This is a genomic window from Massilia norwichensis (genome assembly GCF_024753245.1).
GTDB lineage: Bacteria > Pseudomonadota > Gammaproteobacteria > Burkholderiales > Burkholderiaceae_D > Telluria > Telluria norwichensis.
In genome coordinates this window covers 112,062-126,140 of record NZ_JANUGX010000010.1, presented here as the reverse complement: position 1 = coordinate 126,140, position 14,079 = coordinate 112,062, and the positions used below count along the sequence as shown (strand labels likewise).

Here is a 14,079-nt window from a genome sequence, read left to right as displayed (position 1 = left end):
GCGGCACGCGAGCGCCTGGCCCGCCGGCGCCAGGCGCTTGCAAGCGATCAGCCGCCGTGCGGCAGGCCGAGGTTCTGGTTGGCGGGCACCGCCACGTCGATGAGCTTCGGCCGCGGCAGATTCAGTTCTCCCATCAGCTTGACGAAGGCTTCGCGGCTGCGATCCGCGAGGCGGGCGTTGTGGCGCTTTTCCCAGCCGATCGTGGAGACCGACTGGCCCTTGTAGTCGTGGCCCGGCCACATGCGGCTGTCGTCGGGCAGCGCGAACAGTTTGCCGGTCACGCTGTCGTACAGCGCGTCGGCGCTGCCGCTCTGGAAGTCGGTGCGGCCGCAGCCGTCGATCAGCAGCGTGTCGCCGGTGAAGACATTGCCGCGCCAGACGTAGCACATGCTGCCGGCCGTGTGGCCCGGCGTATGCAGGACCGCGATCGTCTCGCCGGCGCCGAAGCGGATCGTGTCGCCGTCGTTGAGCTGGGTTTCCGCAGTGGCGATCCCGCAGCCGCTCGGCACCGCCGCCGTGGCGCCGGTCAGCTCGCGCAGCTTGCCGGCCGAGGTGACGTGGTCGGCGTGGGCGTGCGTCTCGAGCACATAAGCCAGCTTCAGGCCGAGCCGTTCGAGGTGGCGCAGGTCGCGTTCCCAGTGCCGGTCGACCGGGTCGATGATGACGGCCTCCGGGCTGCCCGGCGCGGCGAGGATGTAGGTGAAGGTCGAGGATTCGGTGTCGAACAGCTGGATCGGATTGAGGTGCATGGCGTGTTCCCGGGAGACGTGTGAAGTTTAGCGTAATGCCTTGACGATCATGCCGGCCGCGACGGCGGCGGAGACGGCGGCGAATGCGGTTTGCAGAAGAGGGCTGGACAGGCGCGCCGACAATGTGCGCCCGCCCGGCATGCCGGCCAGTGCGCCGGCCGAGAAGGGCAGGGCGATGCCCCAGGCGAGCGCGCCGCCGGCCGCACTGCTGGCGACGCCGGCCAGCGAAATCAGCGCGATCACCGCCAGCGAGGTCGCCACTGCGGACTGCATCGCCAGGTCGGTGTAGCGCTGCAGCGCGGGGACCATCACGAAGCCGCCGCCGACCCCCAGCAAGCCGGACAGCAGACCGGCAAATGAGCCGGACAGGGCGAGTGCCCGCGCGCACGGCCGGATCCAGATGAAGCGGCCGGTATCCAGCCCGCGCACGCAGGGCGGGCGCCGCTCCTCGGGCGTTGCCGCGGTACCCGTCCAGCCGCGCGCCTTGCGCAGGGTATTGAAGGCAACGTACAGCAGCACCAGCGCGAACAGCACGCTGAGCCAGCGGTTGTCGATGCGGTGCGCCAGCCACAGGCCGGCGGGCGAGAACAGCATGCCGGCAATGGCGATCAGCAGCGCCGCGCGGTAGCGCACCACGCCGGCGCGCAGCCCGAGGATGGCGCCCAGCGCGGCCGCCATGCCGACCGCCATCAGGCCGATCGGGCCCGCCTGCGCCACGCCGATATGGGTGCCGAACACCAGTAGCGGCACCGCGAGGATGCCGCCGCCGGCCCCGGTGAGCGCCAGAATCAGACCCACCGCGAGGCCGAGCATCAGCGAAGTCAGCATGCCGCGCTCGACCTTATGCTTTGCGTACGCGGGCGGCGGCCACGCGGCGCTCCAGGATCTCGAACACGAGCATGCCGGCCAGCATGGCGCCGCCGAACAGCAGAGCCTTGCTGCCGCCGGTGGTGAGCGAAGCCAGCGCCGGGCCCGGGCAGAAGCCGGCCAGTCCCCAGCCGGCGCCGAAGGCCAGGCCGCCCAGCACCAGGCGGCGGTCGATCTGCGTTGCGGTAGGCAGGCGCATGGCTTCGCCCAGCAGCGAGCGTTCGCGCTTGCCGGCAAAACGGAAGGCGACCAGGCCGACCAGGATGGCGCCGCCCATGACGAAGGCCAGCGACGGATCCCAATTGCCGGCCAGGTCGAGGAAGCCCTGGACCTTGGCCGGATTCGTCATTCCCGCAACGATCAGGCCGATACCGAACAGCAGCCCGACGATCAATGCACTCACGATGGACATCTTCGACTCCTCAGGCGAACAGGTGGCGCAGCAGGTACACGGTCAGGAAACCGGCAGCCATGAACGCCGCCGTCGCCACCAGCGAACGCGGCGACAGGCGCGACAGGCCGCACACGCCGTGGCCGCTGGTGCAGCCGGCGCCATAGCGGGTGCCGAGCCCGACCAGCAGGCCAGCCACGACCAGCGTGCCTTCGCCGGCCTCGATGCGGGCCTCGGGCAGGGCCGCGAACAGGGCATGGACCAGCGGCGCCCCGACCAGGCCAGCCAGGAAGGCGACGCGCCAGGCGATATCGCCGCGCGCCGGGCGCAGCAGGCCGCCGAGGATGCCGCTGATGCCGGCGATCCGGCCGTTCAGCAGTACGAAAGCCGCCGCGGCGAGGCCGATCAGCAGGCCGCCGGCCAGCGCCGTCCAGGGCGTGAAGTGAATCCAGTCAATGCGCATCGTTGCCAGCCTGTGTCGGGGTACAGAATTGTTGATAAAGAACCTGCAGCACGGCGGACGCTTCCTTGCTGGCGAGGCTGTAATAGATCTGCTTGCCCTCGCGCCGCGTGTTGACCAGCTTTTCCTCGCGCAGCACGCCGAGCTGCTGCGAGAGCGTCGGCTGCTGGATGCCGAGCAGGGTTTCGAGCTCGCTGACGCAGAATTCGCCCTGGGTCAGCTGGCACAGCAGCATCAGGCGGTCGGGGTTGCCGAGCACCTTCAGCAGCGCACATGCGCGCGCCGCGGCGGCCTGCATTTCCGCCAAGTCGAATTTGTTCTGATCGTGTGCCATCGCATCGGCTCCCATGTCTTTCGACATTATACCGCAAGACGATATATCTTTTTGTAGACTGTTCCCGGCCAAAAGGGGAAAGAGGCGGCGCCACGCTTTTCGTTGCCGCTTGGCTTTTTGTAACATATACTGGTTGCGCTAACATTTCAGGGCGATGGCCGACGCCATGCCGCTGAACGGCCAGAAACCTGCCGCTGTGCGGCGCGCGTGGAGAACCCCGAATGATGCGCAAGTCCCTGTTGATCCTGTCGGCGCTCCTGTGCGCGGGCAGCGCCGGCGCCGGCGAATACCGCAATCCGGTGCTGCCGGGCTTCCATCCCGATCCCAGCATCTGCCGCGACGGCAGCGACTACTACCTCGCCACCAGCACCTTCGAATACTATCCGGGCGTGCCGATCTTTCACAGCCGGGACCTGGTGCACTGGAAGCTCGTCGGCCACGCCTTGAGCACGCCGAAGCAGTTGCCGCTGGCCGGGCAGAAGAGCTCCGAAGGCATCTTCGCGCCGACCCTGCGCTGTGGTAACGGCCGCTTCACGATGATCACCACGAACATCGCGGGCGGCGGCAATTTCATCGTGCATGCGAATAGTCCGTCCGGACCTTGGTCCGAGCCGATTCCGGTCAAGGTCGAGGGCATCGATCCCTCGCTGTTCTTCGACGACGACGGCAAGGTCTACCTGACGCACGAAGAGGGCGGCGAACATGGCTGCATCGCCCAGGTCGAGATCGACGTCGCCACCGGCCAGCCCAAGGGCGAGCACAAACGCATCTGGAACGGCACGGGCGGCATCTGGCCGGAAGGGCCGCACCTGTACAAGATCAATGGCTGGTACTACCTGCTGCATGCGGAAGGCGGCACCTCCTACGGCCACGCGGTGATCCTGGCGCGTTCCAGGTCGCCGTGGGGGCCGTTCGAGGGCGCACCGGGCAACCCGATCCTCACCCACCGCGACCGCCCCGAACAGCCGCTGCAGGCCCTCGGCCACGCCGACCTGGTGCAGACCCCGGAGGGCAAGTGGTTCATGGTGATGCTGGGCGTGCGCGCCCTGAGCTTCAAGCACCACATCGGCCGCGAGACCATGCTGGCCCCGGTCGAATGGACCGCGGACGGCTGGCTGAAGATCAACGGCGGCGCGCCGCTCGGCTTGAAGGTGCAGGCGGACGGGCTGCCGCCATCGCAGCCATGGCCGGCCGCGCCGGTCCGCGACGACTTCGACGGCGCCACGCTGGGGCTGGACTGGATCTTCCTGCGCGGTCCCGCCACGGAGCTGTGGTCGCTCACCGACAGGCCGGGCGTGCTGCGCCTGAAGGGCAGCACGCTGTCGCTGGCGGACATCGGCACGCCGGCCTTCGTCGGCCGGCGCCAGGAAGACCTGCAGATGCGCGCCGCCACGCTGCTCGACTTTGCGCCGCGCGCGAAGGGGCAGGAGGCCGGGCTGGCGCTGCGCATGAACGAAGATAACCACTACCAGCTGCTGGTCGCCGGCACCGGCAAGGGCCGCGTGCTGCGCTTGACCACCCGCGTCAAAGGCGTGAGCAAGGTCGTGCGCGAAACGGCGCTGGGCCCGGGCCAGGTCGAGCTGAGCGTGCGCGGCCAGCCGGACCGCTATGTGTTCGGCTACCGCATCGGCGGGCGCGAGGACGCGGCCTTTGGCAGCCTGCCCACGGCCCCGCTCAGTTCCGAGGAGGCCGGCGGATTCACCGGCGTGGTGATCGGCATGGTGGCGCACGCGCCCGACCGCGCCGCCATGCCGCCCGCCGATTTCGCGTGGTTCGATTACCAGCCGGCGGACGCCGGCAGGCAGCACTGACTTCAATAAAACACAAAAAGGAGACCCTTCATGCGCATTCGCCACCTGAGCGCGGCCCTGGCCGCCGCTTTCCCCCTGTTCGCCGTCAGCGCGCCGGCCACGCCGCCGGAGCCGGCCCAGAAGCCCTGGCTCGACCGCGCCCTGAGTGCCGACCGGCGCGCCGAACTGGCCGTCAAGGCCATGACCCAGGAGGAAAAGCTGCGCTGGGTGATGGCTTATTTCGGTCACGACTTCGGCAAGAGCAAGAAGATTCCGGAAGCGCTGCCGCAGTCGGCAGGCTACATCCCGGGCACGCCGCGGCTCGGCCTGCCGGCGCTGTTCGAGACCGATGCCGGGCTGGGCGTGGCCTCGCAGGCCGGACCGAACGTGCGCGAGCGGACCTCGCTGCCGTCGGGCCTGGCCACGGCCTCGAGCTGGGACCCGAAGCTGGCCTATGCCGGCGGCGCGATGATCGGCGCCGAGGCGCGCGCCTCGGGCTTCAATGTGATGCTGGCCGGCGGCGTGAACCTGATGCGCGAGCCGCGCAACGGCCGCAACTTCGAATACGCCGGCGAGGACCCGCTGCTGTCCGGCGTCATGGTCGGCAATGCGGTGAAGGGCATCGAATCGAACCAGATCATCGCGACCGTCAAGCACTATGTGCTGAACGACCAGGAGACCGGCCGCAACGAACTCGATGCGCGCATCGACAAGGCGGCCCTGCGCATGTCCGACCTGCTGGCGATGCAGCTGGCGATCGAACAGTCCGACGCCGGCTCGGTCATGTGTTCCTACAACCGCGTCAACGGCCCTTACGCCTGCGAGAACGACTACCTGCTGAACCAGGTGCTGAAGCGCGACTGGGGCTACCGCGGTTTCGTGATGTCCGACTGGGGTGCGACCCACAGCACGGTGGCCGCGGCGAACAACGGCCTGGACCAGCAGTCGGGCCATGAATTCGACAAGTCGCCATACTTCGGCGGCGCGCTCGAAGAAGCCATCAAGTCCGGCGCGGTGCCGCAGGCGCGCCTGGACGACATGGTCACCCGCATCGTGCGCAGCATGTTCGCCAAGGGCGTGGTCGACAATCCACTGAAGGAGGGCGGTACGATCGACTTCAAGGCCCATGCCGCGGTCAGCCGCGCTACCGCCGAAGAAGGCATCGTCTTGCTGCGCAACGAGGGCGGCGTGCTGCCGCTGGCGAAGAGCGTGCGCACCATCGCCGTGATCGGCGGCCACGCCGACGCCGGCGTGCCGGCGGGCGGCGGCTCCTCGCTGGTGTATCCGGTCGGCGGCAATGCGGTCAAGGGCCTGCTGCCGGCCACCTGGCCGGGGCCGGTGGTCTACCATCCGTCCTCGCCGCTGCGCGCGATCCGGGCCCAGGCGCCGGAGGCGAAGGTGGTCTACGACGACGGTACCGATCCGGTGCGCGCCGCACGGGTGGCGAGCCAGGCCGACGTCGCCGTGGTCTTCGCCACCCAGTGGACCGCCGAATCGGTCGACGCCGAATCGCTGGCCCTGCCGGACCGCCAGGACGACCTGATCGGAGCGGTGGCCGATGCCAACCGGCGTACGGTGGTCGTGCTGGAGACCGGCGGCCCGGTCGCCATGCCCTGGCTGAACAAGGTGCCGGCGGTGCTGGAAGCCTGGTATCCGGGCACCAGCGGCGGCGAAGCGATCGCCAACGTGCTGTTCGGTGTCGTGAACCCCTCGGGCCACCTGCCGGCCACTTTCCCGGCCTCCGAACAGCAGCTGCCGCGCCCGAAAGTGGACGGCGATCCGAAGAACCCGCAACTGCAGTTCGCGGTCGACTACCACGAAGGCGCGGCGATCGGTTACAAGTGGTTCGACCTGAAGGGCCACAAGCCGCTGTTTCCCTTCGGCCACGGCCTGTCCTACACCAGCTTCGCGTATTCGGGCCTGAGCAGCCAGGTCAAGGATGGTCGCCTGCAGGTGCGCTTCAAGGTCACGAACACCGGCAACGTGGCCGGCAAGGACGTGCCCCAGGTCTACGTGTCGCCGCTGTCCGGCAAGTGGGAAGCGCCGAAGCGCCTGGCCGGCTGGGACAAGGTGCTGCTGCAGCCGGGCGAGGCGAAGGAGGTCGCGCTGACGGTGGAGCCGCGCGTGCTGGGCATGTTCGACGAGAAGTCGCGCACCTGGCGCATCGCCAAGGGCAAGGTGCGCGTGACCCTGGCCGAGGATGCCGCCGGCACGAACGCCAGCAGCGTGACGGTCGAACTGCCGGCGAGCACCCTGGATGTGCGGGGTGCAGGGAAGGCGAAATGAGGCGCGCGAGTGTACGCGCGCTGCCGGTGGGCGCGCTGCTGCTGGCCTTCGCGGGCTGGGGCAGCGCCTGGGCCGCCGCCGGCCCGGTGCCGGACGGCTTCGTCGCCGTCGAGGGCAGCCACTTCGTGCGCAGGGGCCAGCCCTGGTACGTGGCCGGCACCAACCTCTGGTACGGCGGCTACCTCGGCGCGCCATCGGCGGTCGGGCGGCGCCAGCGCCTGCTGCAGGAACTGGACCGCCTGAAGGCGCTCGGCATCAACAACGTGCGTGTGCTGGCGGTGTCGGAACAGAGCGCGATGCGCAGCGCGGTCAGCCCGGCCACGACGGCCGCGCCGGGCCGCTACGACGAGCAGCTGCTGCAGGGCCTGGACTTCCTGCTGGCCGAACTCGGCAAGCGCGACATGACGGCGGTGCTCTATCTGAACAACTTCTGGCAGTGGTCGGGCGGGATGACCCAGTACCTGAACTGGTTCACCGGCAGCCCGGCCCACGACCCGAACGCGAGCCGCGATTATGAGCGCTTCATGGCCGAGAACGCACGCTTCTACACCAACGACAAGGCGCAGGCCGAGTACCGCCGCGTGATCGCGCATCTGGTCCAGCGTACGAACACGGTCACCGGCAAGTCTTACCGCGACGACCCGGCCATCATGTCCTGGCAGTTGGCGAACGAGCCGCGCCCGGGCAACAGCAAAGTCACGGCGGCCGAGAAGGCCGCCTACGTGAAGTGGATCCGTGAAACCGCGCATTACATCCGCACGCTGGACGACCGGCACCTGGTCAGCAGCGGCAGCGAAGGCCTGGCCGGCTCCAGCGAAGACCGCCAGCTTTTCCTGGATGCGCACCGCACGCCGGACATCGCCTACCTGACCTACCACCTGTGGCCGGCCAACTGGGGCTGGTTCGATCCGAAGCGGGCCGCGCAGACCTGGGACGGCATGCTGGACAAGAGCCGGCGCTACCTGAACACCCACATCGACGATGCGAAAACCCTGGGCAAGCCCATCGTGCTCGAGGAATTCGGCCTGAACCGCGACGGCGCCGGTTTCGACCTCAAGACACCGACCACGGTGCGCGACCGCTTCTACGGCGAGGTGTTCGGCCTGCTGCAGCAGCGCGCGGCCGCGGGCGACCCCATCGCCGGCTGGAACTTCTGGGCCTGGGGCGGGGCTGGGCGCGCCGCCAATGCCGATTACTGGTGGCGGCCCGGGAACGATTTCGTCGGCGACCCGCCGCAGGAAGAGCAGGGCCTGTATTCGGTGTTCGACAGCGATGCTTCCACGCTCGAGGTGATCCGCCAGTCGGCGCAGCGCCTGCATGCGCTGGCCGGCGCCGGTGGCCAGCCCCGGCTGACACTGGACAGCCTGTTCGGCGACCACATGGTGCTGCCGCGCCGGCGCGCCGTGGTCTCGGGCCGGGCGGCGCCGCGCGAGCGCATCGTCGTCGCCGGTTTCGGCGGCAAATGGGAAGCGACGGCGGACGAAAACGGGCGCTTCAGCGTGGCGCTGCCCGACTTTGTCCCCGGCCGCAGCGGCACTCTGAGCGTCAGCGGCGCCGGCGGCCAGGGCGTGACGCTGGCCGACGTCGTCACCGGCGACGTCTACCTGTGCTCGGGCCAGTCCAACATGCAGCTGCCGATCACGCGTGCGCTGAACTCGGACGTCGTGATCGGCAATGCCGCCAACCCGGACCTGCGCATGGCGACGGTGGCGGTGGATCCGGTGCCGGCGCCGCGCGAGCGGCTGGCCAATCCGGCACCGTGGGAAGCGGCAGCGCCGCAGACGGTGCCAAAGTGGTCGGCCGCCTGCTATTTCTTCGGCCAGGAACTGCAGCAAAAGCACAAGCTGCCGATCGGCCTGGTGCATGCCTCGCTGGGCGGCTCGAACATCACGGCCTGGCTCTCGCCGGCGGCCTCGCTGCCGGACTACGCCAGGCAGCAGGACCTCCTGAAGCTCTACGCGACCGATCCGGCGCGCGCCAGCATCGCCTTCGGCCAGGAATTCGAGCAGTGGTGGCGCAGCGGCGGCGCAGCTGGGCAACCCTGGGCCGCCACGCCGGCCGAGCTGGCGCGCTGGCGCGCCGTGCCCGACGTCTCGAAGAACTGGGAAAAGTGGGAGGTGCCGGAACTCGCCGCCTACGATGGCAGCGTCTGGTACGGGGCCTCGGTGCGCTTGAGCCCGGCCCAGGCGGCGCAGGCCGCCACGCTGGAACTGGGCCTCATCGACGAGATCGACATCAGCTGGGTGAACGGCAAGCCGGTCGGCCTGACCTCGGGTGCGGGCACGCGCCGCGTCTACCCGCTGCCGGCCGGTACCCTCAAGGCCGGCGACAACACGGTGGTGGCCAACATCGTCGACCTGTGGAGCTTCGGCGGCATGTACGGCGCCGAGCCGCGCCAGCTGCGCCTGGCCGACGGCAGTGTCGTCCCGCTGGCGCAGTGGCGCTGGCAGCTCGCACCGTCGGCGCAGAAGTACCCGCCGCGCGCGCCCTGGGATGCGATGTCCGGCGTGAGCGTGCTGTACAACGGGATGATCGCACCGCTCGCCAACTTCCCCTTCAAAGGGACGCTGTGGTACCAGGGCGAGACGAATGTCGGCACACCTTACCAGGACCTGCTGGGCCGCCTGTTCGCGGACTGGCGCGGGCAGTTCGGCAAGGACATGCTGTTCGCGGTGGTGCAGTTGGCGAACTTCGGCGCGCGCCCGGCGCAGCCGGCCGAATCGGCGCTGGCCCGCCTGCGCGAAGACCAGCGCCTGGCGGTGCTGAAGGACCCGAACGCGGTGCTGGTGACGGCGGTCGATCTCGGCGAGCCCGGCGACATCCACCCCGCCAACAAGCAGGCCGTCGGCCAGCGCCTGGCGCGCGCGGTCGGGACCCGGCTGTACGGGGCGGCGGGCAGCACCGGGCCGATGATCCGCTCGGCGCTCGCCGGGGGCGGGCGTATCGTGCTCGACTTCGACGGCATCGAAGGGACGCTGCTGGCTTACGGCGCCAACCGGCCGATCGGCTTCGAGACCTGCGATGCCGCCGGCTGCCATTGGGCCGAGGCGCAGGTCAGCGGTTCGCAGGTGGTGCTGGCGGATGACGGCAAGGCGCGGAAGGTGCGCTACTGCTGGGCGGACGCCCCGACCTGTACGCTGTACGACGGTCGATCGGGACTGCCGGCCTTCCCCTTCGAGCAGGAAGTCCGGCGCTGAGGAGAACGCCGGTTCAGGCGACGGGACGGGACGAGGCGTCGGGCGGAAGTGCCGCCGGCGCCGGGTCCATCCCGTCGGCCTGGTGGAAGGGGGCGAACCAGGTCGCCAGGAAGGACGGGATGGTGGCCACCATCACGAACACGAAATAGCTGACGTAGCCCATCATCTCCTGCAGGTGGCCGCTGACCACGCCGGTCACCATATTGCACAGGCCCATCAGGCCGGTGCCGAAGGCATAGTGGGTGGTGGCGTACTTGCCGGGTGCGAGCTGCTGCATCAGGTAGATCATGAAGCCGACCGCGCCGAAGCCATAGAAGAACTTTTCGATGACCACGCCGGCGGTGATCACCAGCATGCTGGACGGCAGGGCGATGGCCATCGCCAGGAAGGTCAGATTCGGGATGTTGACCGCGCAGCACAGCACGAACAGTACGCGCTTCAGGCCGCGGCGCGCCACGAAGATCCCGCCGAGCAGGGAGCCGAGCAGCACCGCCGCCAGGCCGTAGGTGCCGTAGACGATGCCGAGCTGTTCGTTCGACATGCCGAGTCCGCCCTTGGCCGCCGCGTCGACCATGAAGAAGGGGCCGATCTTCTCCAGCAGGCCGATACTGGTGCGGAACAGGAAGGCGAAGGCGATCATCTTCCACACATCGCGCTTCTGGAAGAAGGTGACGAATGAATCCCACAGGATGCCGCCGGCGCCGCGCAGGCTGGTGGGCGTGTTTTCGGCGCGTGCGCCTTCCGGCATCACGCGCGCATGCCACAGCGCCATCAGGACGGTGACGCCGCCGACGATGAAGAAGATCACGCGCCAGGCCTCCATCCACGACATGCCGCCGGTGTGCAGCCGTCCGCTCACATACACCAGCAGGCCGGACGCGATGATCGGGCCGATGTTCCAGGACAGGCTCTGCACGCCGCAGTACAGCGACTGCGCGCGGGTGTCGAGCGAGGTCACGTAGACGCCGTCGCTGGCGATGTCCTGGGTCGCGCCGACGAAGGACATCAGCCAGAACAGCGGCAGCATCAGCGTCATGTAGTCCGGCAGGCCCATCGCCAGCGCCGCGCCGGCAAAGCCCAGGCCCACCAGCACCTGGGCGCACAGCACGAAGAATTTCTTGGTGCGGTACATCTCGACGATGGGGGCGAACAGCGGCTTGATCGTGTAGGCCAGGATCAGCATGCTCGAATAGGCCGCGGCGCGGCCGTTGTCCATGCCCAGGTTCTTGAACATGATCGCCGTGACGCTGGTGAGCATGGTGTAGCCGAGGGCCATCGTGAAGTAGCCGCTGGGTACCCACAGCAGCGGGTGGCGCGTGCGCGCGGTCGTCGTGCTCATGTGTCTCCTCCGTGTCCTTGTTTTTATATGGATCAGGCGGCGCGGCGCTGCAGGTGCTGGGCGGCGACGAAATCGCGGTACCACAGCGCGCTGGCTTTCGGAATGCGCTGCTGGGTCGCATAGTCGACGTAGACGATGCCGAAGCGCTTGGCGTAACCCGAGTTCCACTCGAAGTTGTCCATCAGGCTCCACAGGAAGTAGCCGCGCACGTCCACGCCCTGGTTGATAGCCGCCTGCAGGGCTGCGAGGTGCTGCTGCACGTAGCGGATGCGGATCGTGTCCGTCACCTGGCCCTGTTCGACGCTGTCCGGCGCCGCCATGCCGTTCTCGGTGATGTAAATCGGCGGCAGCGTGTATTCGCCGTTCAGCTTGACCAGCAGCTCGGTCAGGCCCTGCGGGTAGATCTCCCAGCCCATGTCGGTGACGCCCAACGCGGCCGGCGCGGTGCGCGGCGGGGTTTCGGCGCTGGCGTAGTGGCGGAAGTAGTAGTTCACGCCGAGGAAATCGAGCGGCTGGCGGATGATGTCGAAGTCGCCATCGAACACGGTCGGCGCGTTGGCGCCGTGTGCGCGCAACGCCAGTTCCGGATAGCGGCCCTTGAAGATCGGGTCCATGAACCACTGTACCGAGCGGGCCCATTCGAGTTCGGCCAGCGCGCGGTCGGCGGCGCTGTCGGTGGCGGGATCGGAGGTCCACTGGTTCAGCACGATGCCGAGTGCCGCCTTCGGGTTCTCGGCGCGCATCGCCTGCATCGCCAGGCCGTGCGACAGCAGCAGGTGGTGCGAAACCTGCACCGCCTGCTTCGCATCGGTGACGCCGGGCGCGAACTGCGCGTTACCGTAGCCGAGGTTGGCGGTGCACCAGGGTTCGTTGTGGGTGGCGATGCTGGCCAGGCGATTGCCGAAGCGGCGCGCCACTTCGCGGGCATAGTCGGCGAAGCGGTAGGCGGTGTCGCGCGACAGCCAGCCGCCCTCGTCCTGCAGGCCTTGCGGCAGGTCCCAGTGATAGAGGGTCAGGTGCGCGGCGATGCCTTTTTCTTCCAGCGCGTCCAGCAGGCGCGAGTAGAAATCGAAACCCTTCTCGTTCCAGGCGCCTTTGCCGGTCGGCTGCACGCGCGCCCAGGCCATCGAGAAGCGGTAGGCATCCACGCCCAGGCCGGCCATGATGCCGACGTCCTCGCGGTAGCGGTGGTAGTGGTCGCAGGCGACGTCGCCGTTGCTGGCATCCTTGATGTTGGCGGGATTGCGGCAGAAGGTGTCCCAGATCGATGGACCCTTGCCGTCGGCGGTGGAAGCACCTTCGATCTGGAACGCGCTGGTGGCGACGCCCCAGGTGAAGTCGGGGGAAAACTGGATGGAATCGGTCATGGAGTGAGAGGGCGCAAGCGGTTATGAAATCGATTTCATATTATGCTTGCGCCAACGCCGCTGTCAAATGATTTTTTGGCAGCGGCGGCCGGGTTCACGCCTGGCGTGCCGGCATGCTGCGCATGGCGTCGGCGATGGCCTGGCGCAGCGGCTTGGCGCGCAGCTGGGCGTCGTAAGGGCAGGGGCGCATCGGCAGTTTGTCGGTGCGCGGCGCCTCGTCCCAGGTCTGCAGCCAGCTGATGTGATCGGCCATGCCCCACAGCAGGAAGTCGCGCAGGCGCGGGTAGGACAGGGTCAGGTCGAGGTAGTCGCGGGCCGCCGCGGCGACGCCAAGGTCGCGCTGGGCGATATCGGCCGGCAGGCGGCGGTCGTTGACGTCGAACTCGGTGATCAGGAGGTCGTAGCCCATGCCGGTCACTTCGTCCAGGAAGCGGCGCCACTGCAGCAGGTCTTCCTTGCCGCGGTCCGCGCTTTCGTCCCAGGAACCGATGTGGCTCTGCAGGCCAAGGGCCTGGACCGGGCTGCCGCGCTTCTTCAGTTCGGCGAGCATGGCCAGCACCCCGGCGCGATGCTTGGCGCTGCCGGTGTCGCCGCGCATGTAGTCGTTGTAGACCAACTGGGCATGCGGTGCGTATTCGCGCGCCAGGCGGAACGCCAGGTCGATCTGCTCGATCTCACCGGCCGCGCCGAAGGGCCGGGTGAGGGCGTTCTGGCGCAGCTTGCCGTCCGCCGGATCGACCGCCTCGTTGACCACGTCCCAGCTCTGGATGCGGGTGCCGTAATGGGCGCACACGGTCTGCACGTGCTTGCGCATCAGGCGTTCGGCGCCGCGCCGCGGCTCGCTGCCGAAATCTTCTTTCGCGATCCACGCCGGCAGCCATTTCTCGGCCTGCCAGAACAGGTTATGGCCGCGCATCGCCATGCCCTTGTCGCTGGCCCAGGCCAGCATCGCATCGGCCGGACCGAAACGCATGGCGTCGCGCGCCGGCTCCAGCGCCTGCCACTTCATCTCGTTCTCGGCCACGATAATGTTGCACTCGCGTTCGACGAGGGCGCGGTAGGCCGGGTCGCCGAACTGGTTCTTGCCGCTGCCGACGGCGGTGCCGAAACGCAGGCCCTTGCGTTTGGCGATGTCTTTCAGCGCTTCGTCGGCGCCGCCGGCCGTGCTGGCGGCGAAGGCCTGGAGTCCGGTGGGCAGCAGGGTGGCGCCGGCCAGGGCGCGGAGCAGGGTGCGTCGTGTGGTCATGGTTTCTTGTGTCTCCAGTTATATAGTGGTGCTTGGTGGTGGTGGTCAGCCGA

The 14,079-nt window shown here is 68.6% G+C and carries 11 protein-coding genes; 3 read left to right on the top strand and 8 right to left on the bottom strand.

Annotated features, from left to right (window positions below; translation table 11 throughout):
* Nucleotides 1–47: 47 nt before the first annotated feature.
* The 5 genes from NX782_RS10685 to NX782_RS10665 are packed head-to-tail and all read right to left on the bottom strand — an operon-like array spanning nucleotide 48 to nucleotide 2,801.
* Nucleotides 48–749 (bottom strand): MBL fold metallo-hydrolase, encoded by a 702-nt coding sequence (locus NX782_RS10685; RefSeq protein WP_258845429.1) that lies wholly within the window; start codon nucleotides 747–749, stop codon nucleotides 48–50.
* 27 nt (nucleotides 750–776) lie between these two features.
* Nucleotides 777–1,577 (bottom strand): sulfite exporter TauE/SafE family protein, encoded by an 801-nt coding sequence (locus tag NX782_RS10680; protein ID WP_258845428.1) that lies wholly within the window; start codon nucleotides 1,575–1,577, stop codon nucleotides 777–779.
* 13 nt (nucleotides 1,578–1,590) lie between these two features.
* The gene (locus NX782_RS10675; protein ID WP_258845427.1) at nucleotides 1,591–2,028 is read right to left on the bottom strand and encodes a YeeE/YedE family protein; all 438 of its coding nucleotides are present in this window, start codon (nucleotides 2,026–2,028) and stop codon (nucleotides 1,591–1,593) included.
* Nucleotides 2,029–2,038: 10 nt separating this feature from the next.
* Nucleotides 2,039–2,470 carry a YeeE/YedE family protein gene (locus NX782_RS10670; RefSeq protein ID WP_258845426.1) on the bottom strand — a complete coding sequence of 144 codons (432 nt, stop codon included), beginning with the start codon at nucleotides 2,468–2,470 and terminating at the stop codon, nucleotides 2,039–2,041.
* Complete coding sequence (locus NX782_RS10665) at nucleotides 2,460–2,801, bottom strand: ArsR/SmtB family transcription factor (RefSeq protein ID WP_258845425.1); 342 nt, start codon at nucleotides 2,799–2,801, stop codon at nucleotides 2,460–2,462. Before NX782_RS10665 ends, NX782_RS10670 begins: the two co-directional genes overlap by 11 nt.
* A 221-nt stretch (nucleotides 2,802–3,022) precedes the next feature.
* On the opposite strand from NX782_RS10665, the gene NX782_RS10660 reads away from it, so the two are divergent.
* From NX782_RS10660 to NX782_RS10650, 3 genes are read left to right on the top strand one after another with little or no spacing between them, the layout of a single operon-like run.
* Complete coding sequence (locus NX782_RS10660) at nucleotides 3,023–4,612, top strand: glycoside hydrolase family 43 protein (protein WP_258845424.1); 1,590 nt, start codon at nucleotides 3,023–3,025, stop codon at nucleotides 4,610–4,612.
* Between the two features lie 30 nt (nucleotides 4,613–4,642).
* Entirely contained in the window at nucleotides 4,643–6,877 is a 2,235-nt protein-coding gene (locus tag NX782_RS10655; RefSeq protein WP_258845423.1) for a beta-glucosidase family protein, read from the top strand.
* The gene (locus NX782_RS10650) at nucleotides 6,874–10,074 is read left to right on the top strand and encodes a sialate O-acetylesterase (protein ID WP_258845422.1); all 3,201 of its coding nucleotides are present in this window, start codon (nucleotides 6,874–6,876) and stop codon (nucleotides 10,072–10,074) included. The genes NX782_RS10655 and NX782_RS10650 overlap by 4 nt, the downstream gene beginning before the upstream one ends.
* A 13-nt stretch (nucleotides 10,075–10,087) precedes the next feature.
* Here NX782_RS10650 and NX782_RS10645 read toward each other — a convergent pair whose 3' ends face one another.
* The 3 genes from NX782_RS10645 to NX782_RS10635 form a co-directional block, all read right to left on the bottom strand.
* Nucleotides 10,088–11,413 carry an MFS transporter gene (locus tag NX782_RS10645; protein WP_258845421.1) on the bottom strand — a complete coding sequence of 442 codons (1,326 nt, stop codon included), beginning with the start codon at nucleotides 11,411–11,413 and terminating at the stop codon, nucleotides 10,088–10,090.
* 32 nt (nucleotides 11,414–11,445) lie between these two features.
* A complete protein-coding gene (locus NX782_RS10640; protein WP_258845420.1) occupies nucleotides 11,446–12,780 on the bottom strand; it encodes a GH1 family beta-glucosidase in 1,335 nt (444 codons plus the stop codon).
* Between the two features lie 94 nt (nucleotides 12,781–12,874).
* Entirely contained in the window at nucleotides 12,875–14,026 is a 1,152-nt protein-coding gene (locus NX782_RS10635) for an endo-1,4-beta-xylanase (RefSeq protein WP_258845419.1), read from the bottom strand.
* Nucleotides 14,027–14,079: the final 53 nt, after the last annotated feature.